This window comes from Streptomyces sp. NPDC002574, assembly GCF_042889545.1.
Taxonomy (GTDB): Bacteria; Actinomycetota; Actinomycetes; order Streptomycetales; family Streptomycetaceae; genus Actinacidiphila.
Genome location: NZ_JBIARB010000014.1, coordinates 147,553 through 173,098, shown reverse-complemented (window position 1 = coordinate 173,098; position 25,546 = coordinate 147,553). Strand labels below are relative to the sequence as shown.

Genomic DNA, 25,546 nt, shown 5'->3' with positions numbered 1-25,546 from the left:
AGCCGGGGAACTGCCGGAGCAGTTCCCCGACCGGCCCGTCAGACCTCTTCGACGCTGCTCGGCTCACGCCGGGACAGGTCGATTCCGAGCTCCTCCGCAGCGCGGAAGACGTCCTCGTCGGTGTCGCGCATCTCGATCGACATGCCGTCCGAGGACAGCACCTCCACGTTGAGGCAGAGCGACTGCATTTCCTTGATGAGCACCTTGAAGGACTCGGGAATGCCCGGCTCGGGAATGTTCTCGCCCTTGACGATGGCCTCGTAGACCTTCACACGGCCGAGAACGTCGTCGGACTTGATGGTGAGGAGCTCCTGCAGCGCGTAGGCCGCGCCGTAAGCCTCAAGGGCCCACACCTCCATCTCGCCGAATCGCTGACCACCGAACTGCGCCTTACCACCCAGCGGCTGCTGGGTGATCATCGAGTACGGACCGGTGGAACGGGCGTGCAGCTTGTCGTCCACCAGGTGGTGCAGCTTGAGGATGTACATGTAGCCGATCGAGATCGGGTCCGGGAACGGCTCGCCGGAGCGGCCGTCGAACAGCCGGGCCTTGCCCGAGGGCAGCACCAGGCGCTGGCCGTCGCGGTTCGGGATCGTGGCCTCGAAGAGGCCGGTGATCTCGTCCTCGCGGGCACCGTCGAACACCGGGGTGGCGACGTTGGTGCCGGCGGCGACCTGGTCGGCGCCGATCGCCGTGAGGCGGCGGGCCCACTCGTCGCTGAGGCCGGAGACGTCCCAGCCCTGTGCGGCGAGCCAGCCCAGGTGGATCTCCAGGACCTGTCCCGGGTTCATTCGGGACGGGACACCCAGCGGGTTGAGGATGATGTCGACCGGGGAGCCGTCCTCCAGGAACGGCATGTCCTCGATCGGCAGGATCTTGGAGATGACGCCCTTGTTGCCGTGACGGCCGGCGAGCTTGTCACCGTCGGTGATCTTGCGCTTCTGCGCGACGTAGACGCGGACCAGCTGGTTCACGCCCGGGGGCAGCTCGTCGCCCTCCTCGCGGTCGAAGACGCGCACGCCGATGACCTTGCCGGTCTCACCGTGCGGCACCTTCAGCGAGGTGTCACGGACCTCACGGGCCTTCTCGCCGAAGATCGCGCGCAGCAGACGCTCCTCCGGGGTCAGCTCGGTCTCGCCCTTCGGCGTGACCTTGCCGACCAGGATGTCGCCGGCGACGACCTCGGCACCGATGCGGATGATGCCGCGCTCGTCCAGGTCCGCCAGGACCTCCTCGGAGACGTTCGGGATGTCCCGGGTGATCTCCTCGGGGCCGAGCTTGGTGTCACGGGCGTCGACCTCGTGCTCCTCGATGTGGATCGAGGAGAGGACGTCGTCCTGCACGAGGCGCTGCGACAGGATGATCGCGTCCTCGTAGTTGTGACCCTCCCACGGCATGAACGCGACCAGCAGGTTCTTGCCGAGCGCCATCTCACCCTGCTCGGTGGACGGACCGTCGGCGAGCACCTGGCCGGCGACCACCCGGGCGCCCTCGTCCACGACGACCTTCTGGTTGAAGGACGTGCCCTGGTTCGAGCGGGAGAACTTGGCGACGCGGTAGGTGTTGTACGTGCCGTCGTCGTTGGCGACGGTGACGTAGTCCGCGGAGACCTCCTGGACCACACCGTCCTTGTCGGCCTTGATGACGTCACCGGCGTCGACCGCGCAGCGGTACTCCATGCCGGTGCCGACCAGCGGGGCCTGAGCCTTCAGCAGCGGCACGGCCTGGCGCATCATGTTCGAGCCCATGAGCGCGCGGTTGGCGTCGTCGTGCTCGAGGAACGGGATCATGGCGGTCGCGACCGACACCATCTGGCGCGGCGAGACGTCCATGTAGTCGACGTCGTCGCCGGGGATGTAGTCGATCTCGCCGCCGCGGCGGCGGACCAGCACGCGGGACTCGGCGAACCGCAGGTCCTCGGTCAGCGGCGCGTTGGCCTGCGCGATGACGAAGCGGTCCTCCTCGTCGGCGGTCAGGTAGTCCACGTCGTCCGTGACGACACCCTCGACGACCTTGCGGTACGGGGTCTCGACGAAGCCGAACGCGTTCACCCGGCCGTAGGAGGCCAGCGAGCCGATCAGACCGATGTTCGGGCCTTCGGGGGTCTCGATCGGGCACATGCGTCCGTAGTGGGACGGGTGCACGTCACGGACCTCGAAGCCGGCCCGCTCACGGGACAGACCACCGGGGCCCAGCGCGGACAGGCGGCGCTTGTGGGTCAGGCCCGACAGCGGGTTCGTCTGGTCCATGAACTGGGACAGCTGGCTGGTGCCGAAGAACTCCTTGATGGAGGCGACGACCGGCCGGATGTTGATCAGGGTCTGCGGCGTGATCGCCTCGACGTCCTGAGTGGTCATCCGCTCGCGGACGACGCGCTCCATACGGGCCAGGCCCGTGCGGACCTGGTTCTGGATGAGCTCGCCGACGTTGCGCAGACGACGGTTGCCGAAGTGGTCGATGTCGTCGACCTCGACCACCATCGACGTGCCGTTGTCGCCGGTCGTCTCGGTCTCGCCCGCGTGCAGCTTGACCAGGTACTTGATCGTCGCGATGACGTCCTCGACGGTCAGCACGCCGGCGTCGAGCGGCGCGTCGGCACCCAGCTTCTTGTTGATCTTGTAGCGGCCGACCTTGGCCAGGTCGTAGCGCTTGGGGTTGAAGTAGAGGTTCTCGAGCAGCGTCTGCGCGGCCTCACGGGTCGGCGGCTCGCCCGGACGCAGCTTGCGGTAGATGTCCAGCAGCGCGTCGTCCTGCCCCTGGGTGTGGTCCTTCTCCAGGGTGGCGCGCATGGACTCGTACTCGCCGAACTCCTCGAGGATCTGCTCGGTGGTCCAGCCGAGCGCCTTCAGGAGGACGGTGACGGACTGCTTGCGCTTGCGGTCGATGCGGACACCGACCATGTCGCGCTTGTCGATCTCCATCTCCAGCCAGGCACCGCGGGAGGGGATGACCTTGGCGGAGTAGATGTCCTTGTCGGACGTCTTGTCGATCTGGCTGTCGAAGTAGACACCCGGCGAGCGGACCAGCTGGGACACCACGACACGCTCGGTGCCGTTGATGCAGAAGGTGCCCTTGTTGGTCATGAGCGGGAAGTCGCCCATGAAGACCGTCTGGGACTTGATCTCGCCGGTCTCGTTGTTGGTGAACTCGGCGGTGACGAAGAGCGGCGCCGCGTAGGTGAAGTCGCGCTCCTTGCACTCCTCGATCGAGTTCTTCGGCGGCTCGAAACGGTGGTCGCGGAAGGTCAGCGACATCGACCCGGAGAAGTCCTCGATCGGGGAGATCTCCTCGAAGATCTCCTCCAGTCCGGACTTCGTGGGGACGTCCTGCCCACTGTCCAGGGCCGCCTCGACACGAGCCTTCCACGCGGCGTTGCCGAGGAGCCAGTCAAAGCTCTCGGTCTGCAGCGCGAGGAGGTTCGGGACCTCGAGGGGCTCCTTGATCTTCGCGAAAGAAATGCGCAGCGGGGCGGTGCTTGCGCCGTTGTTCGAATTGGCAGTCGAGGCGTTGCGCGAGGCGGCCAAGAGGGGGTCCTTCCGAGGGCTCGGACTCACTACGCGCGTACCGGCTTCCGCCCCCGGGCGCAGACAAGGATGTCCTGTTCAGGACCGTTCCTCATGTGTGCTCAGGCTTGGGCTGGTCCCTGGTGACGGGCCAGGCGACAGCTAACAGGCAGCGCAAAGGGTCAGTGTAGCCACTTGGCACACTGATGTCCAGTGCAGAGTTTCGGAGACCGGTGCTGCACCAATCTCGTCCTCCGTAGGGGTCGCTAGGAGCCCCTTGTTGTGAGCCGTCATGCCCCTCGTTCACGCTTGCCACGCTAGGCATTCCCGCATCGCCTTCGATCCATGCCTCGGTACATGGCCGATCTGGCGACGCGTCCTGAGAATCGCGCGCTGCGTGCGGTTCGTCAAGGCCCCCGCCCCGCGGAGATCGTCACAGGGGGTGGCGCGTGACCAACGGCGACGTCAGCGGAACGACGATGATCACCTTACCCGGGGACGACGACAGCCCGGGTGAAGGCCCACGCAAACGACCGAGGGCGGCCACCCGAAAGGGTGGCCGCCCTGCGGCTGATCAGCCCCGGAAGGGGCGTGGATCACTTGACCTCGACGGACGCGCCCGCGGCCTTGAGGGACTCGGCAGCCTTGTCGGCGGCCTCCTTGGCGACCTTCTCGAGGACCGGCTTCGGAGCGCCGTCGACGAGGTCCTTGGCCTCCTTCAGACCCAGGGAGGTCAGCTCGCGCACGACCTTGATGACCTGGATCTTCTTCTCACCGGCGCCGGTGAGGATGACGTCGAACTCGTCCTGCTCCTCGACGGCCTCGACCGGGGCACCCGGGCCCGCGACACCGGCAACGGCGACGGGGGCGGCGGCGGTGACGTCGAACTTGTCCTCGAAGGCCTTCACGAACTCGGAGAGCTCGATGAGGGTCATCTCCTCGAACTGCGCGAGCAGGTCGTCCTGGCTGAGCTTCGCCATGATGGCGGTCCTTCCACTATGCGGCTGGTGCCGTAGGTACATTGCGGCGGGCGTACGGGCCCGCTAGAGAACAGCTGGAGTGGTTACTCCGCGTCCTCGGCGGGAGCCGGCTCGCCGGCACCGCCCTGCTCGGCCTGCTTGGCACGGAGCGCGTCCACGGTGCGGACGAGCTTCGAGGGGAGCGCCTGGAAGACCGCGGCAGCCTGGGAGGGCTTGGCCTTCATGGCACCCGCCAGCTTGGCGAGCAGCACCTCGCGGGACTCGAGGTCCGCGAGCTTCTTGATCTCATCGGCGGTCAGCGGCTTGCCGTCAAGCACGCCGCCCTTGATGATGAGGTTCGGGTTGTCCTTGGCGAAGTCACGAAGACCCTTCGCCGACTCCACCGGGTCACCGGTGACGAAGGCGACAGCCGTCGGACCCGCGAACAGGTCGTCCAGCTGGCTGATCCCGGCCTCGTTGGCCGCGATCTTGGTCAGCGTGTTCTTCACCACGGCGTACGTGGCGTTCTCACCGAGCGAACGACGCAGCGTCTTGAGCTGCGCCACGGTGAGACCGCGGTACTCGGTCAGCACGGCGGCGTTGGAGCTGCGGAACTTGTCCGTCAGCTCGGCAACCGCGGCGCCCTTGTCGGGCCTCGCCATAGAGCCTCGGCCTCCTTCCGGGTGATTCGGACCGCGCGGGAAGGGGCCGGCAAAAACGAACGCCCCGGCGCAGGCGCACGGGGCGTGACTCGACCGGTCTCGCAGAGCGATCCCAGGAGTCCATCCACAGTCACCTGCGCGGGTCGTCCGCAGTAAACGGATCCTTCGGCCGCCGAGCCCTGTACGGGCACGGCAACGACCAGCGGTCTTTGGCTTCTGTGGAAGGTTACGCGAACCGATCGGCGGCAAGCAAATCGGGCGTCCGGGGCCTGGCGTCAGCCGTTCGCGCCGGAGGGCTTCATGCTCCCGAGCATCTTGAACAGGTCGACGGTCTCCTTCGCCGGCGGCGCCTGGACGGTGGCCGCGGCACCGTAGTCGGAGTAGTCGGCGCGGATCTTGACCGTGCCCTTCGGCATCGTCATCCCGACGGCCATCCGGACCGGGTAGTGCTCGGAGTTGACCCAGATCTCGGTGTCGTAGCCCTTGATCCCCAGCTTCTTGGTGTTGGCGAGCACCTCGGCCCGCTGCTTCGCCGAGAGGGCGGAGGCGGACTTGTCGGCGTCGAGCATCTCCTCGAACGTGAGCGTGCCCTTGTAGTGCTCCGCCTGGACGCCGCCGACCTTCTCCGAGCCGAGGTGCTTCAGGCTCGGGGACTCCAGCAGCAGGGCGAGCTGCTCGGACGGGTCCTGGTTCATGTTCTCCAGGCCGGCGCTCATCTGCTTCTGCATCTCGGCGTTGCCGCTGGCCGCGGCGGCGGCCTTGAAGTCCAGCTTCATCCAGTGCTTGCCGCCCATCGAGGCGGCCTGCTCGGCGCCCATGTCCATGTACATGGCGTCGTCCACCATCACCATGTGCACCTGGGAGGGTGCGCCAGGGGCGCTGTCGGTGAGAGCGGAGCCCTTGACCACCATGTCCATCACCGCGGGGTCCCAGCCCTGGACACCGGAGACCTGCACGGTGCCGCTGTCGTCCATGCCGGGCGGTGTCGTCACCGTCATCCGGACCTTGGCGGACTTGGCCTCGGAGGTCTTGGTGAAGGCGGCGCGGATGAAGTCGGCCGCCTCGCTCCGCGTCTGCAGGGCCCCCGCCTTCCCACCGGTGCCCGTGTCACCGCCCTGGCAACCCGCGAGACCCACCACGACGGCCGCGGCCGCCAGACCGGCACTCGCGCGCCTGGCTGCGGACATGCTCATGAATTCCCACCCCTGTGTCTCGTCTCTCGCGCCCCGGCAGGTACCCCGGGACCGATTGCACGCTAGCGCACCGCGCCGACACTGTCGTAAGAAAAAACCGGCCCCCGCGCCTTGGAGGCGCGGGGGCCGGTTCACAGCACACGACCCGGTCAGAGAGCGGCCGGGTCCTCCTCGGTGAGGAGGTTGCGGGTGCGGTTGGAGTCGAGCGGGATGCCGGGGCCCATCGTGGTGCTGATGGCGGCCTTCTTGATGTAGCGGCCCTTGGCGGCGGACGGCTTCAGACGCAGGATCTCGTCCAGCGCGGCGCCGTAGTTCTCGACCAGCTGCTGCTCACCGAACGACGTCTTGCCGATGATGAAGTGCAGGTTCGAGTGCTTGTCGACGCGGAACTCGATCTTGCCGCCCTTGATCTCGGTGACGGCCTTGGCGACGTCGGGGGTGACGGTGCCGGTCTTCGGGTTCGGCATCAGACCACGGGGGCCGAGGACGCGGCCCAGGCGGCCGACCTTGCCCATGAGGTCCGGGGTGGCGACGACGGCGTCGAAGTCCAGACGGCCCTTCGCCACCTCGTCGATCAGCTCGTCGGCGCCGACGATGTCGGCGCCCGCGGCACGCGCGGCCTCGGCACGGTCACCGGTCGCGAAGACCAGGACCCGGGCGGTCTTACCGGTGCCGTGCGGAAGGTTCACGGTGCCACGGACCATCTGGTCGGCCTTGCGCGGGTCGACACCCAGACGGAAGGCCACCTCGACGGTGCTGTCGAACTTGGTGCTGGAGGTCTCCTTGGCGAGACGGACCGCCTCGAGGGGGGCGTACACACGCTCCCGGTCGATCTTGCTGTCCGCAGCGCGGAGAGACTTGCTGCGCTTGCTCACTGCTGCTCCTGTGTGTTCGTGAGGAGTCGTGGTGCGGGCCGAGCCGGCCCTGCCACGTTCTTGCCGGTGGGAAGTGGTCCCGAGGGGCTGTGTCAGCCCTCGACCGTGATGCCCATGGAACGCGCGGTGCCGGCGATGATCTTCTCGGCGGCGTCCAGGTCGTTCGCGTTCAGGTCGGGCAGCTTGGTCGTGGCGATCTCGCGGACCTGGTCACGCGTCAGCTTCGCGACCTTGGTCTTGTGCGGCTCGCCCGAGCCCTTCTCCACACCCGCGGCCTTCAGGATCATGCGGGAGGCCGGCGGCGTCTTGGTGATGAAGGTGAAGGAACGGTCGTCGTAGACCGTGATCTCCACCGGGATCACCCAGCCACGCTGCGACTCGGTCGCCGCGTTGTAGGCCTTGCAGAACTCCATGATGTTGACGCCGTGCTGGCCGAGCGCCGGGCCGACGGGCGGGGCCGGGTTGGCCGCACCTGCGTTGATCTGGAGCTTGATAAGCCCCGTGACCTTCTTCTTCTTGGGAGGCATTGCTCTCTCCGGGTCCTAGTGAGAGTGTTCCTGCCTGCGAGCAGGCATACCGCACGATTTTAGCGGTGTGCCGGCGAAACCCGGAAACCGGCAGGTCAGGCCGTCCGCCGGAGACCCTCCGCCGCCCCGCGCACCCGGTGGCGGCCGGCGGCCCGGTCACCGCCCCCGACACGCGAAAGAGCCCCTGCTCAGCGCGAGGACGCTGGAGGCAGGGGCCCTTTCGGAAGACCGTCCGGCTAGTTCTTCTGGATCTGGTCGAAGCTGAGCTCGACCGGGGTCTCGCGGCCGAAGATCTCGACGAGGCCCTTGACCTTCTTGGAGTCGGGGTTGATCTCGTTGATCGTGGCCTGGAGGGTCGCGAAGGGACCGTCGGTGACGGTGACCGAGTCGCCGACCTCGAAGTCCAGCACCTGGACCTCGACCTTGCGCTTGGTGACGCCGCCCTCTCCGCCGTCGGCGGCCGCGGCCTGCTCCTCGACCTCGGGAGCGAGCATCTTGGTGACCTCGTCCAGCGTCAGCGGGTACGGGTCGTAGGCGTTGCCGACGAAGCCGGTGACGCCGGGCGTGTTGCGGACGACGCCCCAGGACTCGTTCGTCAGGTCCATGCGCACCAGCACGTAGCCGGGGAGCTTGTTCTGACGGACGGTGCGGCGGTCGCCGTTCTTGATCTGGACGACTTCTTCCTGGGGCACTTCGGCCTGGTAGATGTAGTCCTCGACGTTCAGCGAGACGGCGCGCTGCTCCAGGTTGGACTTCACGCGGTTCTCGTAGCCGGCGTAGGTGTGGATGACGTACCACTCACCGGGCAGGGCACGCAGCTCGTCGCGGAAGGCCGCCACCGGGTCCACCGGGGCCTGCTCCTCCGCGGTCTTCTCGTCCTCGCCCTCGACGGCCGCCGTCTCGTCCACGTCCTCGTCGACGACCTGCACCGCGTCCTGCTCGGCCGGCTCACCGGCGGCCTGGTCAGCAGCCTCGGCCTGGTCGATGTCGCCGTCGGCGGCCTCGACGATGTCGAGCGCGGTGTCGTCGCCCTCGACGGTCTCGTCGGCGTCGTACAGGTTCGGGTCAGACACGGTCGCTGCTTCTTCCTTCAAGATGTGGAACAGGCGGTCCGGCACCACGGGTGCCCTCCGCGAGGGGAATCACCCGAAGATGTACGAGACGCCCTTGTTGAGTCCCCAGTCAATCACGGTCACGAGCGCGATGATGACCACAACGAAGACAATCACCACGCTGGTGTACGTGCTGAGCTCGTTGCGCGTCGGCCAGACGACCTTGCGGAGCTCCGCCACGATCTGGCGGTAGAAGAGCGCGAGGCGGGCCAGGGGGCCCTTCTTCCCGCGCTTGCCGCCACGACGGGCCTTCTTGGAGCCGTCGTCCGCGGAGCCGTCGTCAGGACGACCGCTTTCAGGTGTTGCGGTCGAGCCCAGGGCTTCCGTCACTCGTCCTCACCTGAATCCGATTGATTGCCGATACAACGAAGAAGCGTGTGCCTGCGAACAGCAGGGCCGGAGGGACTCGAACCCCCAACCGCTGGTTTTGGAGACCAGTGCTCTACCAATTGAGCTACGACCCTTCGAGTGTCCCCTCAACGTACCGCATCCGGCCGAGTGCACGATGTGCACAGGCAAGATCGGCTCGTGGGGGCCATCGACGGATGAGTGTACGTGTTCCGGGCCCGGCCGTCGAATGCGTTGCGGGTTCGGCGCGCTCGGGATCGGTTCTGCCCGGAACGTGAACTCGTGTGCCCGGGCCCCCCGCGGTCTGCGACGATGCAGACATGACCGCAGCAACTGAACGACGCGTGTCGGCCCGCATCGGGTCGATCTCCGAGTCCGCGACGCTCGCCGTGGACGCCAAGGCCAAAGCGCTCAAGGCCGCCGGGCGACCGGTCATCGGCTTCGGTGCCGGCGAGCCCGACTTCCCCACGCCCGACTACATCGTCGAGGCGGCCGTGGAGGCGTGCCGCAATCCGAAGTACCACCGCTACACCCCCGCCGGCGGGCTGCCGGAGCTGAAGGCCGCGATCGCCGCCAAGACGCTGCGCGACTCCGGCTACGAGGTCGACGCCTCCCAGATCCTGGTCACCAACGGCGGCAAGCAGGCCATCTACGAGGCCTTCGCCGCCATCCTCGACCCGGGCGACGAGGTCATCGTCCCGGCCCCGTACTGGACGACCTACCCGGAGTCGATCCGGCTGGCCGGCGGTGTCCCGGTCGACGTCGTCGCCGACGAGACCACCGGCTACCGGGTCACCGTCGAGCAGCTGGAGGCCGCGCGCACCGAGAACACCAAGGTGGTGCTCTTCGTGTCGCCGTCCAACCCGACCGGCGCCGTCTACAGCGAGGCCGAGACCGAGGCCATCGGACGCTGGGCCGTCGAGCACGGCCTGTGGGTGCTGACCGACGAGATCTACGAGCACCTGGTCTACGGCGGCGCCTCCGCGGTCTCGATGCCCGCGGTCCTGCCCCAGCTGCGCGACAAGTGCATCGTGGTCAACGGCGTCGCCAAGACGTACGCCATGACCGGCTGGCGGGTCGGGTGGGTCATCGGCCCCAAGGACGTGGTCAAGGCCGCGACCAACCTGCAGTCGCACGCCACCTCGAATGTGAGCAACGTCGCACAGGCCGCCGCCCTGGCCGCCGTCTCCGGCGACCTGGAGGCCGTGGCGACGATGCGCGAGGCCTTCGACCGGCGCCGGCGGACCATCGTGCGGATGCTCAACGAGATCCCCGGCGTGGTGTGCCCCGAGCCCGAGGGCGCGTTCTACGTGTACCCGTCGGTCAAGGGCGTGCTCGGCAAGGAGATCCGCGGCAAGCGGCCGCAGAGCTCCGTGGAGCTCGCCGAGCTCATCCTGGAGGACGCCGAGGTCGCGGTCGTCCCGGGCGAGGCCTTCGGCACCCCGGGCTACCTGCGGCTGTCGTACGCGCTCGGCGACGAGGACCTGGTCGAGGGCGTGTCCCGGATCCAGAAGCTGCTGGGCGAGGCCAAGGCCTGACGCATCGGCGCTGTCGCGGGCCCCGGCCGGTTCGGCCGGGGCCCGCGCGCGTGTGCGGGCAAGCCCTCGTTCGGGGAAAGCGCTACCGGCACCCCGGGGCGGTGCGGCAGGATCTGTGAATGGCACGCGATGTTTCCCTCCTCCCCAAGGCGCACCTCCACCTGCACTTCACCGGCTCGATGCGGCCGGCGACCCTGCTGGAACTGGCCGAGAAGTACGGGGTCCACCTCCCCGAGGCCCTGACCTCCGGCGAGCCGCCCAGCCTCCGCGCGACCGACGAGCGCGGCTGGTTCCGCTTCCAGCGCCTGTACGACATCGCGCGGTCGGTGCTCCGCACCCCCGAGGACATCCGGCGGCTGGTGCGGGAGGCGGCGGAGGAGGACGCCAGGGACGGTTCGGGATGGCTGGAGATCCAGGTCGACCCGACCTCGTACGCGCCCCGGCTGGGCGGGCTGATCCCGACCATGGAGATCATCCTGGACGCGGTGGAGACCGCCTCCCGCGACACCGGCGTGGGCATGGCCGTGGTCGTCGCCGCCAACCGCACCAAGCACCCGCTGGACGCCCGCACGCTGGCCCGGCTCGCGGTCCGCTACGCCGGCCACGGCGTGGTCGGCTTCGGGCTCTCCAACGACGAACGGCGGGGCCTGGCGCGGGACTTCGACCGGGCCTTCGCCATCGCCCGGGAGGGCGGCCTGCTGGCGGCCCCGCACGGCGGCGAGCTGGCCGGGGCGAGCAGCGTCCGTGACTGCCTGGACGACCTGCACGCGAGCCGGATCGGGCACGGCGTGCGCGCCGCGGAGGACCCGCGGCTGATGGCCAAGCTCGCCGAGCGCGGCGTGACCTGCGAGGTCTGCCCCGCGTCCAACGTCGCCCTGGGTGTCTACGAGGAGCCCGGGCAGGTGCCGCTGCGCACGCTCTTCGACGCCGGGGTGCCGATGGCCCTGGGCGCGGACGACCCGCTGCTGTTCGGCTCACGGCTGGCCGCACAGTACGAGCTCGCGCGCGGGGCGCACGGCTTCGGGGACGCCGAACTGGCCGAGCTGGCCCGCCAGTCGGTGCGCGGTTCGGCGGCGCCGGAGGGGGTGCGCACCAAGCTGCTGGCCGGCATCGACGACTGGCTCGCTCACTGATCCGGGGCGATCCCGGCCAGCACGGTGCGGGCGATGGCGGCGGCGAACTCCTCCAGCGGCTGGTCGTCGACCGGTTCGCCCAGGTAGCAGTTGAGGAAGCCGCGCTGGTAGCACGCGCCGAGCAGGAGCGCGGCGGCCGCGTCGGTGTCGGCGTCCGTGCGGATACGGCCGCCCGCGCGCTCCGCGCGCAGGTAGCGGGACAGCGCGCGCAGCGGGACGACCGGGCCGCGGTCCAGCGGGCGCAGGGCCTCGCGGTGCCGGGCCAGCAGAGCGGGTTCGGCGAAGAGCGAGGCGGCGATCGGCACGCTGGACTCGTAGAACAGCACGGCGGTGCGCGCGATGTCGGCCAGGCAGCTCTCGACGCTGCGGCCGCCCGGATCCGCTGTCAGTTCGGCCATCAGCGGCCCGAGCCGGGGCGCCCGCTCCGCCAGGACGTGGACGAAGAGCTCCTCCTTGTTGGCGAAGTGCTTGTAGAGCGCGGCCTCTGAGCAGCCGGCCGCCTTGGCGATCTCCTTGGTGGTCGTCCTGGCGAGGCCGATCGTGCGCATCAGGCGGTCGGCGGCGTCCAGAATTCGCTGCCGTGTGGGCGTTGACTCGGGGGTGAGCATGCACTCACCCTAGTAGTGAGTGAATACTCACCCACCTCTCACTCGGGGAGATCAGCGATGGAACTCACGGTGTTCGGAGCGACCGGCGGCATCGGGCAGGAGATCGTGCGGCAGGCGCTGGCGCAGGGCCACGGCGTGACCGCGGTGGTGCGCGACCCGGCCCGGCTGCCGGTGACCGGCGCCGGCCTGCGGGTCGTCACCACGGGGCTGACCGACCCCGAACCGCTGCGGACGGCGGTCGCCGGGCGGAACGCGGTGCTGTCCGGGCTCGGCGCACGACGGCGGGGGGACGCGGGGATCGCCACCCGGGTCACCCGTCCGGTGCTGCGCGCCATGGAGGCCGAGGGCGTTCGCCGCTTCGTCGCGGTCAGCGCGGCGCCGCTGGGCCCCGTGCCGGAGGGCGAGACGCTGTTCGGGCGGATCATGACGCCCGTGGTCTCCGGCCTGCTGCGGCCGGTCTACGACGACCTGCGGGAGATGGAGGACGAGATGCGCCGCAGCGCGACCGACTGGACCGCCGTCCGGCCGCCGAAGCTCAACGACAGGCCGCTGACCGGGGTCTACCGGACGGCCCTGGGCGCCAACCTGCGCGGCGGCCACAGCATCGGCCGGGCCGACGTGGCCCACGCGATGCTCGCCGCGATCGGCGACACCTCCACCGTGAAACAGGCCCTCGGCGTGGCGTACTGACCTGCTGACCGGCCGCCGGCGCCGACCTCCCCGGAAAACCCCTTCCCGCCCGCGGGGCCGCTGCGGCATCGTTCCCGGCATGACCCCTGCGCCACGCCTGGAGACGATCACCCCCGGCAATATCGACGCCGCGCTCGGCCTGCGCGTCCGGCCCGGCCAGGAGCACCTGGTCGCGCCGGTCGTGAAGTCCCTCGCCGAGGCGTACGTCCATCAGGACACCGCCTGGCCGCGGCTGATCGTCGACGGCGGCCGGGCGGTCGGCTTCGTGATGGCGTTCCTGGACATCGACTGGGCCGAGGACGGCACGGGCCGCGACGTGCGGTCCGGCCTGTGGCGGCTGCTCGTGGACGCGGACGAGCAGGGCCGCGGTTACGGCCGCTTCGCCGTCATGGAGGTCGCCGCCGAGATCCGCCGCCGCGGCGGCACCCGGATGACCACGACCTGGGTGCCCGGCCCCGGGGGCCCCGAGCGGTTCTACGGCGGCCTCGGCTTCCGCACGACCGGGGAGACCAGCGAGGACCAGGTGGTCGGCGAGCTGGACCTCGTCTGACCGGAGCCGGGCCCGGCCGGAGGCCCCGGTCAGACGCTGACGCCGACCGTCACCGGCTCGTTGACCAGGACGACGCCGAAGGCCTCCTGGACGCCGGCGACGACCTCGCGGGCGAGCGCCAGCAGATCGGCGGTGGTGGCGGAGCCGCGGTTGGTCAGGGCGAGGGTGTGCTTGGTGGAGATACGGGCGGGACCCGTGCCGTAGCCCTTGGTGAAGCCCGCCTTGTCGATCAGCCAGGCCGCGGAGGTCTTGATCCGGCCGTCGCCCGCGGGGTAGGCGGGGGGCTCGGTGTCCGGGCCGAGGCGGTCGTGGACGCGGGCCAGGAAGTCGGCGTAGCCGGCCTCGGTGAGGATCGGGTTGGTGAAGAAGGAGCCGGCCGACCAGGTGTCGTGGTCCTCGGGGTCCAGCACCATGCCCTTGCCGGAGCGCAGCTTCAGCACCGTCTCGCGGGCGGTGGCCAGCGCCACCCGCTCACCGGCGCCGACCCCCAGGGCGCGGGCCACCTCGGCGTACTTCACGGGCGCGGACATGCCGTCGGCGTCCTCCAGCGCGAAGCGGACGCGCAGCACGACGTAGCGCGCGGCGTCCGCCTTGAAGCGGCTGTGGCGGTAGGAGAAGGCGCACGCGGCGTTGTCCAGCGTGACGGTCTCCCCCGCGACGCGGTCGTACGCGATCACCTCGGTGACCGTGCTGGCCACCTCCTGGCCGTACGCCCCCACGTTCTGGATCGGCGTGGCCCCGGCGGAGCCGGGGATGCCGGCCAGGCACTCCACGCCCGCCAGGCCCGCCTCCACGGTGCGGGCGACGGCGTCCGTCCACACCTCGCCCGCGGCCAGTTCCAGTGCGGTGCCGCGCAGTTCGAAGCCCTGGGTGGCGATGCGCAGCGCGGTGCCCGCGAAGCCCTCGTCGCCGATGACCAGATTGCTGCCGCCGCCGATGACCAGCAGCGGCGTCCCGGACGCGTCGGCCTCCCGGACGGCCTCGACGACCTCGGCGTCGGTGGTCGCGGTCACCAGGTGGGTGGCGGGGCCGCCGAGGCGGAAGGTGGTCAGGGGCGCGAGCGGGGCGTCGTGGAGTACGTGCACGGCATTCAGGGTACGGGGCGGCCCGCGCCGGTCCGAGGCCCGGCCGCCGCCCCGTACCCCCGGGGTGACTAGAGGGCTTCGACGATCGTCGCGTTGGCCAGGCCGCCCGCCTCGCACATGGTCTGCAGCCCGTAGCGCGCGCCGCGGGCCCGCATGGCATGGACGAGGGTGGTCATGATCCGCGCGCCGCTGGCGCCGAGCGGGTGGCCGAGCGCGATGGCACCGCCGTTGACGTTGACCTTGGCCGGGTCGGCGCCGGTCTCCTGCTGCCAGGCGAGGACGACGCTGGCGAAGGCCTCGTTGACCTCGAACAGGTCGATGTCCTCCAGGTTCAGCCCGGCACGGCGCAGGACCCGCTCGGTGGCCGGGATGACGCCGGTCAGCATGAGCAGCGGGTCGGAACCGGTGACGGCGAAGCTGTGCAGGCGGGCGAGCGGGCGCAGGCCGAGGCGTTCCGCGGTCTCGCTGCTCATGATCAGCACGGCGGAGGCGCCGTCGTTGATCGGGCTGCTGTTGCCGGCGGTCACCGACCAGTCGATCTGCGGGAAGCGCTCGGTGTAGCCGGGGTGGGCGAAGGCGGGGCGGAGCCCGGCCAGGACCTCCGGGGTGGTCGTGGGGCGCACGGACTCGTCGGCGGTCAGCCCGGCGAGCGGTGCCACCTCCGCGTCGAAGGCGCCCGCCGCCCAGGCCGCGGCCGCCTTGCGGTGCGACTCGGTGGCGAAGACGTCCATGGCCTCACGGCTCAGCGACCACTTGGCCGCGATCAGCTCGGCGCTGATGCCCTGCGGGATCAGCCCTCCGGGGAAGCGCTCGGCGATGCCGGGCCCGAACGGGTCGGAGCCGGGGAGCACGTTGGACCCCATCGGCACCCGGCTCATCGACTCCACTCCGCAGGCCACGACGATGTCGTAGGCGCCCGCCATGACGCCCTGCGCGGCGAAGTGCACGGCCTGCTGCGAGGAACCGCACTGGCGGTCGACGGTGGTGGCCGGGACGGAGTCGGGGAAGCCGGCCGACAGCCAGGCCCAGCGGGTGGTGTTCATGGCCTGCTCGCCGACCTGGCCGACGGTGCCGCCGATGACGTCGTCCACCAGCGCGGGGTCGATGCCGCTGCGGGTGACGAGCTCCGCGAGCGTGTGGGCGAGCAGTTCCACCGGGTGCGTCCCGGCGAGCGCCCCGCCGGGCTTGCCCTTGCCGATCGGGGTGCGGACGGCTTCGACGATGACGGCGTCACGCATGACGGTCGCCTCCTGGGTGAGGGTGGGGGTTCCGGACGACGAGAGGGGCGGCGCGCGGTGGCCGCTCCCGGCAGGTCACCGGGCCGGACACCGGGTCCGCCGAGGAGTTGATTTGAATCTCCAACTCACTCCCTACTCCAGAGTAGGTCCAGTCGATTTGAAATCACAACCTGCCATGTGAGACTGGTCCGGTGAGCCCGACCACAGCCCGCCCCGCCGTCCCCGGACGCCCCTGCTCCGCCGCCGCCGCGCTCCAGGTCGTCGGGGAGAAGTGGGCGCTGCTCGCGATGCGCGAGATCCTCTACGGCAACCACCGCTTCGACGCCATCGCCCGCAACACCGGCGCCCCCCGCGACCGGCTCACCGCGCGACTGCGCGCGCTGGAGGAGGCGGGCGTCATCGAGCGCCGTGCGTACAGCGAGCGCCCGCCGCGCTACGAGTACCACCCCACCGCCGCCGGCCGGGACCTCACCGAGGTGCTCCGCGCCCTGGTCAGGTGGGGCGACACCTGGGTCCTCGACGAGCCGCCGGTCTCCTTCCGCCACCACGACCACCACTTCGACCCCGTCGAGACGTGCCGCACCTGCGGGGAGACGGTGGCCGAGGGCACCCTGTCGCTCACCCTCAACACCCCGGACTGGGACCACACCGGCCCCGTCGGCTGAACCCCGCCACCCCGGGTCCGCCGGTGAACGCCGTGCGGCCCCGCCCCCACCGGGGACGGAGCCGCACGAGCGCGGGCGTCACTGCTCGGCGCCCACCAGGATCCGCGCGTCCCCGGCCGCGCCGGCCTTCCCGGCCGCCGCCACGGAACGCCGCCCCGGCACGAGGAGCGCCGCGACCGCGCCGACGGCGACCGCCGCCGCACCGACCCAGAGGGCGGGAGTGATGCCGTCCACGAAACGGGCCGCGGACTCGTAACCGCCCTGGGCGGAGAAGACCGCCGCCAGACTGGCCACACCGAGCGCGCCGCCGACCTCGCGCAGGGCGTTGTTGGCGCCCGAGGCGATGCCCTGCTCCTCGGGGCGGACGCTGCTCATCACGATGTTGGCGCTCGGCGCGAAGTACAGGGCCATACCGACACCGCTCACGACGAGCGCCGGGATCTGCGCTCCGTAGGACACGCCCGGCTCGATGACCAGGGCGAAGAGCCCGAGCCCGACCGCCTGCAGGGCGAGTCCCGCCGCGACGACCGGGCGGCCGCCGATCCGGTCGGAGAGGAAGCCCGCGATCGGCGCCACGATCATCGGCATGCCGGTCCAGGGCAGCATCCGCAGCCCCGCCTCGGTCGGGGAGTAGCCCGCCACGCCCTGCAGGAACTGGCTGAGCAGGAAGATCGATCCGAACATCCCGAGGAACATCAGCAGGCTGGCCGCGTTGATCGCGGCGAACGCGCGGCTGCGGAACAGCCGCATCGGCAGGATCGGATTTCGGGCCCGCACGCCGTGCCGCACGAAGAGGACGAGCAGGACGCCGCCCGCGATCAGGCCGCCGAGTACCGGCCCGCTGGTCCAGCCGTCGGCGTTGCCGCGGACCAGGGCGTAGACGATCCCGAAGAGACCGCCACTGGCGAGCAGCGTGCCGGTCACGTCCAGCCGCGGGTTGGGACCGCGGCTCTCCGCCAAGCGCAGCCGGGCGAGCGGGATGAGCAGCAGACCGAGCGGGACGTTGACCCAGAAGATCCACTGCCAGGAGATGTGCTCGGTCAGCGAGCCGCCGATCAGCGGCCCGGCCGCGACCGCGAGGCCGTTGACCGCGCCCCAGATGCCGAAGACCATGCCGCGCCGCTGCGGCGGCACCGCGGCCGACAGCAGGGTGAGGGTGAGCGGCATGAGGATGGCGGCGCCGACGCCCTGGACCGCGCGGGCCGCGATCAGCTCCCCCATTCCCGGCGCGAGCGCGGCGCCGGCGGAGGCCGTGGAGAAGATCCCGAGGCCGACCAGGAACATGCGGCGCCGCCCGAAGCGGTCGCCGAGGGCCGCGCCGAACATGAGGAGGACGGCGAAGGTGAGCGTGTAGGCGCTCACCGTCCACTCCAGGTCCTCCAGGGCGCCGCCCAGGTCCTTGCGGATGGAGGGCAGCGCGGTGGTGACGACGAGGTTGTCCAGCGCGGCCATGAAGCCGGCGACGCTGGTGACGAGCAGGGCCCAGCCGATGCCCCCGCGTCCGGCGGGGGCGTCCTGCCGCTGTTCTTGCTGTGCCGGTTCCATGGTTCTCGTTCCCCCAAGCGATTAGTAATTGATCAATAACTTTCGTGGACATACGTCCGGCCATCGGGGTCCGGACGACGCGATCCGCCGGCCGTTGCCCTCCTTGTACGTGCTCAGTGCGCGCCGCCCGGGGGTTTGCCCGGGAAGCGGTCGGCGTACAGGTCCTCGATACCCGTCCAGCAGCGTGCCTCCGGTGGGACACCGAGCGCGACCAGGACGTTCACCAGCATGCCGGTGCCGAAGAACTCGGCCATCTCCCGCTCGCTCACCCCGGTACGGGCCGCGACGTACTCCCACAGCTCCAGCCAGCCCCTGCGGCAGGCGTCGCGAATCTCCTCGTCGTCGACCGAGGCCACGTACATCTGCAACTGCATCCGCAGGACGTCGCCGCCCGAGATGAGCTCCTGGTACGAGCCGCACATCGCCTCGAAGGCCTCGCCGCGCTCCAGGCCCTGCGCCGCCTTCTCGAAGTGCGCCTCGATGGAGTGCAGGCACCGCTCCAGTACGGCCAGGAACAGCGCCTTCTTGTTCGGGAAGAGCCGGAAGAGGTACGGCTGCGACACGCCCATGCGCTTGGCGATGACGCCGGTGGAGGTGCCGTGGTAACCGCTCATGCCGAACTCCGTCATCGCGGCGCGCACGGCGGCCTCGCGGCGCTCATCCGCGCTCATCCGCATTCCGTCGCTCGCCATGCTTAGTAAGTTATCAGTCACTAACAAGACACCGCAAGGGGGAGGCGGCGGGACCTCCCGCCGCCTCCACCCCGTTTGCACGCCGCTTCCGGCTACGCCAGCCGGACCACCGCGCGGGACATGCCCAGCACCTTCTGCCCGGCGCTGACGGCCGTCACGTCCACCCGCACCGTGCGCTCCTCGTCGTCCAGCTTGGCCGCGACCTTGGCGCTGACCTCGATGAGCGCGCCCTCGTCGCCGTCGGGCACCACGACCGGCTTGGTGAAGCGCACCCCGTAGTCGACGACCGCGCCCGGGTCGCCCGCCCAGTCGGTGACCACCCGGATGGCCGAGGCCATGGTGAACATGCCGTGCGCGATGACGTCCGGCAGGCCCACCTCCTTGGCGAACCGCTCGTTCCAGTGGATCGGATTGAAGTCGCCCGAGGCACCCGCGTACCGCACGAGTGTGGCGCGATTCACGGGGAAGGACCGCGCCGGCAGTTCGGTGCCGACCTCGACCTCGTCGTAGGAGATCTTCGCAGTCATCAGCTCACTCACCCTCCGGCGCGCGCGCCACCAGCTTCGTCAGCGCCGTCACCACGTGCTCGCCGCTCTCGTCGTGAGCCTCGCCACGGACGTCGATGACATCGTTGCCCGCGAGCGACTTGATCGCGTCGATCGCGACCGTCACCGACAGCCGGTCACCGGCGCGCACCGGACGGGTGTACTCGAACCGCTGGTCGCCGTGGACGACCCGGCCGTAGTCGAGACCCAGTTCCGGGTCGAGGATGACCTGCATCGAGGCCTTGAAGGTCATCACGAAGGCGAAGGTCGGCGGGGCGATCACATCGGGGTGTCCGAGCGCCTTGGCCGCCTCGGGATCGAGGTAGACCGGGTTCGGGTCGCCGATCGCCTCGGCGAACTCGCGGATCTTCTCCCGGCCGACCTCGTACGGGGCGGTGGGGGGGTAGGTCCGCCCCACGAACGACTGGTCCAGCGCCATCGGCACCTCCTGGAGCTGTGGTGGTTCTCGGTCCAACAACGCCGCGAGGCCGCCCCTGGAGTACAGGGACGGCCTCGTCGGTCTTACTACGGCCTGTGTCAGCGCGTTTCGCGGTGCGCGGTGTGCGCGTTGCAGCGCGGGCAGTGCTTCTTCATCTCAAGACGGTCCGGGTCGTTGCGCCGGTTCTTCTTGGTGATGTAGTTCCGCTCCTTGCACTCCACGCAGGCCAGCGTGATCTTCGGGCGGACGTCGGTGGCGGCCACGTGAGTGCTCCTTGACGAACGGTAATAAGGTTTCGAACACGGAAAGAGTAGCCGATTGAGGGACCGATCCCACAATCGGCTACGCAAGGTAGCGGCGACCGGACTTGAACCGGTGACACAGCGATTATGAGCCGCTTGCTCTACCGACTGAGCTACGCCGCTTCGATGAGGAGATCACCCGCCCGGAGGCGGGTCACCTGATCATCAGAGCCCCAATACGGAATCGAACCGTAGACCTTCTCCTTACCATGGAGACGCTCTGCCGACTGAGCTATTGGGGCGAGCGAGGAAGACATTACACGGTCCGCCGCCGAAGGTGAAATCCGTATCTAGTGGGCACCGGCCGGGTCCCCCGGGCGGCGGCCACGCGCCACCCACCCGGTCCCGTACGTCACTTGACGGCACCAGTACGACTATTCGCTCTTCCCGGACGGATCGGGCACCGGCCCCTAGGCTCGGATCCGCGTGATCTTGCCTCCGGCCCCGAGGAGCGCGATGACCGACAGCCAGCCGCAACAGCCCGCCGACCCGCTCCGCGGCGAATCCGCCCCGGCGCCCGCACTCCTGCTCTGCGGGGGCCGCCTCGCCGACGGCAGGACGGTCGACGTGCGCCTGGCCGGCCCGCGGATCGAGGCCGTCGGCACCGCGGGCAGTCTCACCGGTGACGGTCAGACACCCCGCGTCGACCTGGCCGGCTACCTGTTGCTGCCCGCCCCCGCCGAACCGCACGCCCATCTCGACACCGCCCTGACCGCGGACTGCGCCGGGCCGCCCTCCTACGACGGCGAGGAGGTCCAGCGCCGGGTGACCGAGGCGGCCCTCCTGCAGCTCGGCCACGGCGTGACCGCGGTGCGGGCCCACGCGCGGATCGGCGACGTGCAGGGACTGCGCGCGGTCGAGGCCGTCCTCCAGGCCCGGCGCGCCCTGCGCGGGCTGATCGAGGTGCAGGCGGTCGCGGTGCCCCGGGTGCTCACGGGCGCCGCCGGCGCGGACAGCCTCGCGATGCTCCACGACGCGCTGAAGATGGGGGCCGGCGTGGTGGGCGGCTGCCCCGACCTGGACCCCGACCCCTCCGGGTACGCGGAGACGGTGCTCGGCGTCGCCGCGGAGTACGGGCTCCCCGTCGACCTGCACACCGACGCGGCCGACCCCGCCCGGCTCTCCCGGCTCGCCGCCATGGCCGGGGGCCTGCGCCCCGGGGTCACCCTCGGGCCGTGCGGGGGGCTGTCCCTGCAGGGCGCCGACACCGTCACCCGGCTCGCCGGGCAACTCGCGGCCGCCGGGGTCTCGCTGACCGCCCTGCCGCAGGGCGGCTGCGGTGCCATGGAGTCCGTGCGCCGGGGCACCACCGCGCCGGTCCGCGCGCTGCGCGCGGCCGGGGTACGCGTCGCCGCGGGCAGCGGGGCGCTGCGCGACCTCACCAACCCGGTGGGCCGGGGCGACCCCTTGGAGGCCGCGTTCCTGCTCGCGTCGCACGGCGAGTGCTCCCCCACCGAGGCCTACGACGCGATCAGCCGCGAGGCGCGGGCCGTCATGGGCCTGCCCGAGGTGCGGGTCGAGGCGGGCTTCCCCGCGGAGCTGCTGGCGGTGCGCGCCGAGCGGCTGGAGAACGCGCTGTCGCTCGCGTACAGCCGGGTCGTGATCCACCGCGGGAGGGTGGTCTCGCGCACCAGTGCCGTCCGCGAGTTCACCGACACGCTCGCGCTCGACCTGCCACGTCAGTCCCGGAGCCGCCGAGATCCGGCATGAGCCGTCCGGCGGGCGTACGGTCGGTGGCATGCGCACTGTGATCGCTGGTGGACATGGACAGATCGCGCTGCGGCTGGAGCGGCTGCTCGCCGGGCGCGGTGACGAGGTGGCGGGCATCATCCGCAAGCCCGAACAGGCCGCGGCGCTGAGAGAGGCCGGCGCGGAGCCGGTCGTCCTGGACCTGGAGGCGGCCTCGGTCGACGAGCTCGCCGAGGTCCTGCGGGACGCCGACGCGGTGGTCTTCGCCGCGGGCGCGGGACCGGGCAGCGGCGTCGCGCGCAAGGAGACGGTCGACCGGGACGCGGCCGTGCTGCTCGCCGACGCGGCCGAACGCGCGGGCGTGCGCCGCTATCTGATGGTCTCGTCGATGGGTGCCGACTCCGATCCCCGGCCGGGCACCGACGACACCTTCGCCGCCTACCTGAAGGCCAAGGGCGCCGCCGACGCGGCGGTGCGGCACCGAACCGCCCTCGACTGGACCGTGCTGCGGCCCGGCCTGCTCACCACCGACCCCGGCACCGGCCGGGTGCGGCTCGCCGCGTCCACCGGCTACGGCTCCGTGACCCGCGACGACGTCGCCGCGGTCCTGGCCGAACTGCTGGACACCCCGTCGACGGCCGGCCTGACGCTGGAACTGATCGGTGGTCACACCCCGGTGCCGGTCGCGGTCAAGGACGTCGCCGGCAACTGAACGTCACTTCATTCGTTTGGCCGTCACAGTGAGCGACCATCTGTGGCGGCCTCTTGAATGGCCTCATCAGTCTCATTTCGGTCGTAGCGAAACGCTGCGGCAAGCCACGAAAGAGGTGTCCGATGAGGCGTATCGAACGATCGGGTCAGGACGACACTCCACCCGGCATATCCCGCACAGGCCGCCGCCATCGCTGGCGGCGGCTCGTCGTCCTGGCCCTCGCCCCCCTGCTGGCGCTGACCGCCACCGGCGCGACCGCCCAGGGCGTGTGGCTGACCCTCCCCTCCATCCCCACGGCCCGTTCGGGCCACGCGGCGGCGACGGCGCCGTGCCCGGGCGGACTGCAGAAGGCGTGCGTGTACGTGTTCGGCGGCACTTCCGGTGCCCTGCGTGCCGAGTTCGAGGCCTACAGCCCCGCCAGCAACGCCTGGGCCACCCTCCCCCCGCTGCCCACACCGCGCGAAGGCCTCGCCGGCCGAGGGGCGCCCTGTCCCGGCGGGCTCCAGGACGGGTGCGTGTACGCGATCGGCGGGACCGCCGACGGCACCACGCCGCTGAAGACCGTCGAGGCGTACAGCCCGGCCACCGGCGCCTGGGCCACCCTGACGGGCCTGCCCACCGCGCGCAGGGACCTCGCCGCCGCGAAAGCGCCCTGCCCCACCGGTCTCGGCCTGCGCGGCACGTGCGTCTACGCGATCGGCGGGCGTGACACGGCCAACACGGCCCTCGCCACGGTGGAGGCCTACAGCCCCGCCACCGAGACCTGGGCCACTCTCACCCCCCTGTCCAAGCGCCGTACCGGCCTCGGCGCCGTGGGTGCGCCCTGCCCTCCCGGAATGGGCCTGCGCGGCGGCTGCGTGTACGCCATCGACGGCACCGGTGACGGCTCGGTCGAGGTCTACAGCCCCGCCACCAACGCCTGGACGGCGCTCCAGCCACTCCCCCTCTCGCACGGCGACCGTCCGGCCGTGGTCGCGGCGCCCTGCCCGGGCGGACTGCCGGGCGGCTGCGTCTACGTCATCGGCGGCGTGAACCCGGCACTGCGCCCCGCACTGCAGGACGTCCACGCGTACAGCCCTCTCACCGGCACCTGGATCACCCTGCCCCGGACGCCCTCCCCGCACCGGCGAACGGCCGGCACGGTGGCGCCCTGCCCCAAGGAGTCCACGAGCCCTTGTGTGTACGTCGTCGGCGGGTTGTCCGACACCGGCGCTCCCGAGCCGAGCGCGGCGACCGAGGCCTTCGCGGTCGAGCGCGAACCGGGACGTCCCGGCGGGCCGGGCGGACCCGGCGGTCCAGGCGGTCCAGTCGGCCCCGGCGGACCTCGCGGATGAGCGAGTCGACCGCCCTCGTCCCAGCGTCCCTTGACACACCTTTGCGCTCGCCCTGTTCGAGCCCGTACCCCGCAACTCCCTTTGGGGGCGCGGCAACAGCAGCGCCCCGCCATGGAAGAGGTAATCGATGAGGCGCATCCGACGGCCCGTGCCCGGGTCGGGACCCCGGCCCGCGGCCGCCCCGGCCGGCCACCTCAGGCGCCGCCGCCGGCTCGCCGGGCTCGCCGGCCTTGTCCTGGCCCCGCTCCTCGCGCTGCTGCCCGCCGCCGCGACGGCGGAGGGCGTGTGGCTGAGCATCCCCCCGCTGCAGAGCCCGCGCGCGGGTCTCGCCGCCGCACCCGCACCCTGCCCGCCGGGACTGCGGCAAACCTGTGTATACGCCTTCGGAGGCATCGACCCGGCCGGGCTGACCCGCACGCTCGAGGCGTACAGCCCCGCCACCAACGCCTGGGCCACCCTGACCCCGCTGCCCACGCCCCGCGTGGGGCTGGCGGGCAAGGCGGCCCCGTGCCCGGAGGCCCTGAAGAAGAAGACGTGCGTGTACGCCATCGGCGGCCGCGACGGTAGCGGTGTCCGGGGCAACGTGGAGGCCTACAACCCGGCCGCCAAGAACTGGATCTACATCCACCCGCTGCTCACCCCTCGCAGTGAACTGGGCGCGGCGCCCGCGCAGTGCCCCGAGGGGTACGGCCTGCGCGGCGCCTGCGTGTACGCCGTCGGCGGCCGTACGAACACGAACAGCGCGGTGGACACGGTGGAGGCCTACAGCATCGCCACCGGCACCTGGATCACGGTTCACTCGTTGCCCACACCGCGCGCCGATCTCGCGGTCGCTTCCGCGCCGTGCCCTGAGACGTCGGGGCTGCGCGGCCTGTGCGTGTACGCATTCGGCGGCCGGAACCGCGCGGGGACGGTCGTGCCGACGGTGGAGGTCTACAGCCCCGTCACCGACGCCTGGCTCAGCCTGACGCCGCTGCCCGCGCCCCGGTACGCCTTCGCGGTCGCCCCGGCGCCCTGCTCCGACGGGCTGCGCGGCCGGTGCCTGTACGCCTTCGGTGGCTTGACGGCGGCCGGGGGGAGTCTGGACACCGTCCAGGCGTACAGCCCGCTGGCCGACACCTGGGCGATCCTGCCCCCGCTCAGGACCGCCCGCTCCGAGCTGGCGGTCGCGTCGGCGGCGTGCCCGAAGACGTCGAAGGGCATCTGCCTGTACCCCCTCGGCGGGTTCACCCCCGCCCTCACGGACACGGCGGACGCACTGGCCGTCAAGTACGAACTCCCGCCGGCCCGCCCGAGCCTGGGTGAGCGTCCGTACGGCGGCGGTGGCGGCGGTGGCGGTGGCGGGAGGCCCGACGCCGCACAGGGCGGCCGTCCGGGTGGCGGCTGGAACGACAACGGTCCTCAGCAGAGTCCTCGCGGCGACGCGGGTCAGAACGATCTGGACGACGCCGGCACCGGCCGCTCCGGGCCTCTCGCCGGCTGACGGAAACGCCCTTCGGGCCGGCACCTCTCGGGGTGCCGGCCCGAATCCTTCAAGAGTGACGCCCCGTCAACAGACTTGGTGCTCACGGTTCATGGCCTCGTGACTCCGCCCGAAAAATA

At 71.0% G+C, this 25,546-nt stretch carries 25 protein-coding genes and 3 tRNA genes; 9 read left to right on the top strand and 19 right to left on the bottom strand.

Annotation, left to right across the window (positions count from 1 at the left end; translation table 11 throughout):
• Positions 1-38 precede the first annotated feature (38 nt).
• The 9 genes from rpoB to ACFYXS_RS31180 form a co-directional block, all read right to left on the bottom strand.
• On the bottom strand, positions 39-3,524 hold the full coding sequence (gene rpoB, locus ACFYXS_RS31220; RefSeq protein ID WP_389254240.1) for a DNA-directed RNA polymerase subunit beta: 3,486 nt from the start codon (positions 3,522-3,524) through the stop codon (positions 39-41).
• A 575-nt stretch (positions 3,525-4,099) separates the two neighbouring features.
• Entirely contained in the window at positions 4,100-4,483 is a 384-nt protein-coding gene (rplL, locus tag ACFYXS_RS31215; protein WP_389254238.1) for a 50S ribosomal protein L7/L12, read from the bottom strand.
• A gap of 83 nt (positions 4,484-4,566) precedes the next feature.
• The gene (rplJ, locus tag ACFYXS_RS31210; RefSeq protein ID WP_389254236.1) at positions 4,567-5,124 is read right to left on the bottom strand and encodes a 50S ribosomal protein L10; all 558 of its coding nucleotides are present in this window, start codon (positions 5,122-5,124) and stop codon (positions 4,567-4,569) included.
• Between the two features lie 275 nt (positions 5,125-5,399).
• Positions 5,400-6,317, bottom strand: a complete 918-nt coding sequence (locus ACFYXS_RS31205; RefSeq protein WP_389254234.1) for a hypothetical protein — start codon at positions 6,315-6,317, stop codon at positions 5,400-5,402.
• 149 nt (positions 6,318-6,466) lie between these two features.
• On the bottom strand, positions 6,467-7,192 hold the full coding sequence (rplA, locus tag ACFYXS_RS31200) for a 50S ribosomal protein L1 (protein ID WP_384295644.1): 726 nt from the start codon (positions 7,190-7,192) through the stop codon (positions 6,467-6,469).
• Between the two features lie 92 nt (positions 7,193-7,284).
• Positions 7,285-7,719, bottom strand: coding sequence for a 50S ribosomal protein L11 (rplK, locus tag ACFYXS_RS31195; protein WP_384295649.1), 435 nt, complete (start codon positions 7,717-7,719; stop codon positions 7,285-7,287).
• Between the two features lie 236 nt (positions 7,720-7,955).
• Complete coding sequence (gene nusG / locus ACFYXS_RS31190; RefSeq protein ID WP_389254231.1) at positions 7,956-8,792, bottom strand: transcription termination/antitermination protein NusG; 837 nt, start codon at positions 8,790-8,792, stop codon at positions 7,956-7,958.
• A gap of 69 nt (positions 8,793-8,861) precedes the next feature.
• Entirely contained in the window at positions 8,862-9,161 is a 300-nt protein-coding gene (secE, locus tag ACFYXS_RS31185; protein ID WP_389254229.1) for a preprotein translocase subunit SecE, read from the bottom strand.
• A gap of 61 nt (positions 9,162-9,222) precedes the next feature.
• Positions 9,223-9,295 (bottom strand) — tRNA-Trp (locus tag ACFYXS_RS31180).
• Between the two features lie 204 nt (positions 9,296-9,499).
• Here ACFYXS_RS31180 and ACFYXS_RS31175 point away from each other — a divergent pair.
• Together ACFYXS_RS31175 and ACFYXS_RS31170 are read left to right on the top strand one after the other, a co-directional pair.
• On the top strand, positions 9,500-10,717 hold the full coding sequence (locus ACFYXS_RS31175; RefSeq protein ID WP_389254227.1) for a pyridoxal phosphate-dependent aminotransferase: 1,218 nt from the start codon (positions 9,500-9,502) through the stop codon (positions 10,715-10,717).
• A 119-nt stretch (positions 10,718-10,836) separates the two neighbouring features.
• The gene (locus ACFYXS_RS31170; protein WP_389254225.1) at positions 10,837-11,850 is read left to right on the top strand and encodes an adenosine deaminase; all 1,014 of its coding nucleotides are present in this window, start codon (positions 10,837-10,839) and stop codon (positions 11,848-11,850) included.
• Here the strand turns inward: ACFYXS_RS31170 and ACFYXS_RS31165 are convergent.
• Positions 11,844-12,458: a TetR/AcrR family transcriptional regulator gene (locus ACFYXS_RS31165; protein WP_389254223.1), complete on the bottom strand. Its 615-nt coding sequence runs from the start codon at positions 12,456-12,458 to the stop codon at positions 11,844-11,846. The genes ACFYXS_RS31170 and ACFYXS_RS31165 overlap by 7 nt on opposite strands.
• Positions 12,459-12,515: 57 nt before the next feature.
• Here ACFYXS_RS31165 and ACFYXS_RS31160 point away from each other — a divergent pair, with 57 nt between their 5' ends.
• Together ACFYXS_RS31160 and ACFYXS_RS31155 are read left to right on the top strand one after the other, a co-directional pair.
• On the top strand, positions 12,516-13,148 hold the full coding sequence (locus tag ACFYXS_RS31160) for an NAD(P)-dependent oxidoreductase (RefSeq protein WP_389254221.1): 633 nt from the start codon (positions 12,516-12,518) through the stop codon (positions 13,146-13,148).
• A gap of 79 nt (positions 13,149-13,227) precedes the next feature.
• Positions 13,228-13,698 (top strand): GNAT family N-acetyltransferase, encoded by a 471-nt coding sequence (locus tag ACFYXS_RS31155; RefSeq protein WP_389254219.1) that lies wholly within the window; start codon positions 13,228-13,230, stop codon positions 13,696-13,698.
• 29 nt (positions 13,699-13,727) lie between these two features.
• On the opposite strand, the gene ACFYXS_RS31150 is transcribed toward ACFYXS_RS31155, so the two are convergent.
• Together ACFYXS_RS31150 and ACFYXS_RS31145 are read right to left on the bottom strand one after the other, a co-directional pair.
• Positions 13,728-14,783, bottom strand: coding sequence for a UDP-N-acetylmuramate dehydrogenase (locus ACFYXS_RS31150; protein WP_389254217.1), 1,056 nt, complete (start codon positions 14,781-14,783; stop codon positions 13,728-13,730).
• Between the two features lie 68 nt (positions 14,784-14,851).
• Positions 14,852-16,021: a thiolase family protein gene (locus ACFYXS_RS31145; RefSeq protein ID WP_389254215.1), complete on the bottom strand. Its 1,170-nt coding sequence runs from the start codon at positions 16,019-16,021 to the stop codon at positions 14,852-14,854.
• Positions 16,022-16,212: 191 nt separating this feature from the next.
• On the opposite strand from ACFYXS_RS31145, the gene ACFYXS_RS31140 reads away from it, so the two are divergent.
• Positions 16,213-16,686 carry a winged helix-turn-helix transcriptional regulator gene (locus tag ACFYXS_RS31140; protein ID WP_389254213.1) on the top strand — a complete coding sequence of 158 codons (474 nt, stop codon included), beginning with the start codon at positions 16,213-16,215 and terminating at the stop codon, positions 16,684-16,686.
• A 78-nt stretch (positions 16,687-16,764) separates the two neighbouring features.
• Here the strand turns inward: ACFYXS_RS31140 and ACFYXS_RS31135 are convergent, their stop codons facing one another.
• From ACFYXS_RS31135 to ACFYXS_RS31105, 7 genes are all read right to left on the bottom strand, one after another.
• Positions 16,765-18,231, bottom strand: a complete 1,467-nt coding sequence (locus ACFYXS_RS31135; RefSeq protein ID WP_389254211.1) for a DHA2 family efflux MFS transporter permease subunit — start codon at positions 18,229-18,231, stop codon at positions 16,765-16,767.
• Positions 18,232-18,344: 113 nt separating this feature from the next.
• Positions 18,345-18,923: a TetR/AcrR family transcriptional regulator gene (locus ACFYXS_RS31130; RefSeq protein ID WP_389254209.1), complete on the bottom strand. Its 579-nt coding sequence runs from the start codon at positions 18,921-18,923 to the stop codon at positions 18,345-18,347.
• A 92-nt stretch (positions 18,924-19,015) separates the two neighbouring features.
• Positions 19,016-19,450, bottom strand: a complete 435-nt coding sequence (locus tag ACFYXS_RS31125; RefSeq protein ID WP_389254207.1) for a MaoC family dehydratase — start codon at positions 19,448-19,450, stop codon at positions 19,016-19,018.
• 4 nt (positions 19,451-19,454) lie between these two features.
• Positions 19,455-19,907, bottom strand: a complete 453-nt coding sequence (locus tag ACFYXS_RS31120; RefSeq protein WP_389254205.1) for a MaoC family dehydratase N-terminal domain-containing protein — start codon at positions 19,905-19,907, stop codon at positions 19,455-19,457.
• A 98-nt stretch (positions 19,908-20,005) separates the two neighbouring features.
• Positions 20,006-20,170, bottom strand: coding sequence for a 50S ribosomal protein L33 (gene rpmG, locus ACFYXS_RS31115; protein WP_004571794.1), 165 nt, complete (start codon positions 20,168-20,170; stop codon positions 20,006-20,008).
• An 89-nt stretch (positions 20,171-20,259) separates the two neighbouring features.
• Positions 20,260-20,332, bottom strand: a tRNA-Met gene (locus tag ACFYXS_RS31110).
• A 46-nt stretch (positions 20,333-20,378) separates the two neighbouring features.
• Positions 20,379-20,451: transfer RNA gene (locus tag ACFYXS_RS31105), tRNA-Thr, on the bottom strand.
• 214 nt (positions 20,452-20,665) lie between these two features.
• Between ACFYXS_RS31105 and ACFYXS_RS31100 the strand changes: the two genes are divergently transcribed.
• The 4 genes from ACFYXS_RS31100 (at position 20,666) to ACFYXS_RS31085 (ending at position 25,427) form a co-directional block, all read left to right on the top strand.
• The gene (locus tag ACFYXS_RS31100; RefSeq protein WP_389254203.1) at positions 20,666-21,919 is read left to right on the top strand and encodes an amidohydrolase family protein; all 1,254 of its coding nucleotides are present in this window, start codon (positions 20,666-20,668) and stop codon (positions 21,917-21,919) included.
• A 28-nt stretch (positions 21,920-21,947) separates the two neighbouring features.
• Positions 21,948-22,610, top strand: coding sequence for an SDR family oxidoreductase (locus ACFYXS_RS31095; protein ID WP_389254201.1), 663 nt, complete (start codon positions 21,948-21,950; stop codon positions 22,608-22,610).
• Between the two features lie 122 nt (positions 22,611-22,732).
• Positions 22,733-23,944 (top strand): Kelch repeat-containing protein, encoded by a 1,212-nt coding sequence (locus ACFYXS_RS31090; protein WP_389254199.1) that lies wholly within the window; start codon positions 22,733-22,735, stop codon positions 23,942-23,944.
• Positions 23,945-24,071: 127 nt separating this feature from the next.
• Complete coding sequence (locus tag ACFYXS_RS31085; protein WP_389254197.1) at positions 24,072-25,427, top strand: Kelch repeat-containing protein; 1,356 nt, start codon at positions 24,072-24,074, stop codon at positions 25,425-25,427.
• The last annotated feature ends 119 nt before the right edge of the window (positions 25,428-25,546 follow it).

Coding starts and splice junctions, on each gene's coding strand:
- rplL (WP_389254238.1), bottom strand. CDS start 4,483: ATGGCGAAGCTCAGCCAGGACGACCTGCTCGCGCAGTTCGAGGAGATG.
- rplJ (WP_389254236.1), bottom strand. CDS start 5,124: ATGGCGAGGCCCGACAAGGGCGCCGCGGTTGCCGAGCTGACGGACAAG.
- ACFYXS_RS31205 (WP_389254234.1), bottom strand. CDS start 6,317: ATGAGCATGTCCGCAGCCAGGCGCGCGAGTGCCGGTCTGGCGGCCGCG.
- rplK (WP_384295649.1), bottom strand. CDS start 7,719: ATGCCTCCCAAGAAGAAGAAGGTCACGGGGCTTATCAAGCTCCAGATC.
- ACFYXS_RS31175 (WP_389254227.1), top strand. CDS start 9,500: ATGACCGCAGCAACTGAACGACGCGTGTCGGCCCGCATCGGGTCGATC.
- ACFYXS_RS31170 (WP_389254225.1), top strand. CDS start 10,837: ATGGCACGCGATGTTTCCCTCCTCCCCAAGGCGCACCTCCACCTGCAC.
- ACFYXS_RS31165 (WP_389254223.1), bottom strand. CDS start 12,458: ATGCTCACCCCCGAGTCAACGCCCACACGGCAGCGAATTCTGGACGCC.
- ACFYXS_RS31160 (WP_389254221.1), top strand. CDS start 12,516: ATGGAACTCACGGTGTTCGGAGCGACCGGCGGCATCGGGCAGGAGATC.
- ACFYXS_RS31155 (WP_389254219.1), top strand. CDS start 13,228: ATGACCCCTGCGCCACGCCTGGAGACGATCACCCCCGGCAATATCGAC.
- ACFYXS_RS31145 (WP_389254215.1), bottom strand. CDS start 16,021: ATGCGTGACGCCGTCATCGTCGAAGCCGTCCGCACCCCGATCGGCAAG.
- ACFYXS_RS31135 (WP_389254211.1), bottom strand. CDS start 18,231: ATGGAACCGGCACAGCAAGAACAGCGGCAGGACGCCCCCGCCGGACGC.
- ACFYXS_RS31130 (WP_389254209.1), bottom strand. CDS start 18,923: ATGGCGAGCGACGGAATGCGGATGAGCGCGGATGAGCGCCGCGAGGCC.
- ACFYXS_RS31125 (WP_389254207.1), bottom strand. CDS start 19,450: ATGACTGCGAAGATCTCCTACGACGAGGTCGAGGTCGGCACCGAACTG.
- ACFYXS_RS31120 (WP_389254205.1), bottom strand. CDS start 19,907: ATGGCGCTGGACCAGTCGTTCGTGGGGCGGACCTACCCCCCCACCGCC.
- ACFYXS_RS31100 (WP_389254203.1), top strand. CDS start 20,666: ATGACCGACAGCCAGCCGCAACAGCCCGCCGACCCGCTCCGCGGCGAA.
- ACFYXS_RS31095 (WP_389254201.1), top strand. CDS start 21,948: ATGCGCACTGTGATCGCTGGTGGACATGGACAGATCGCGCTGCGGCTG.
- ACFYXS_RS31090 (WP_389254199.1), top strand. CDS start 22,733: ATGAGGCGTATCGAACGATCGGGTCAGGACGACACTCCACCCGGCATA.
- ACFYXS_RS31085 (WP_389254197.1), top strand. CDS start 24,072: ATGAGGCGCATCCGACGGCCCGTGCCCGGGTCGGGACCCCGGCCCGCG.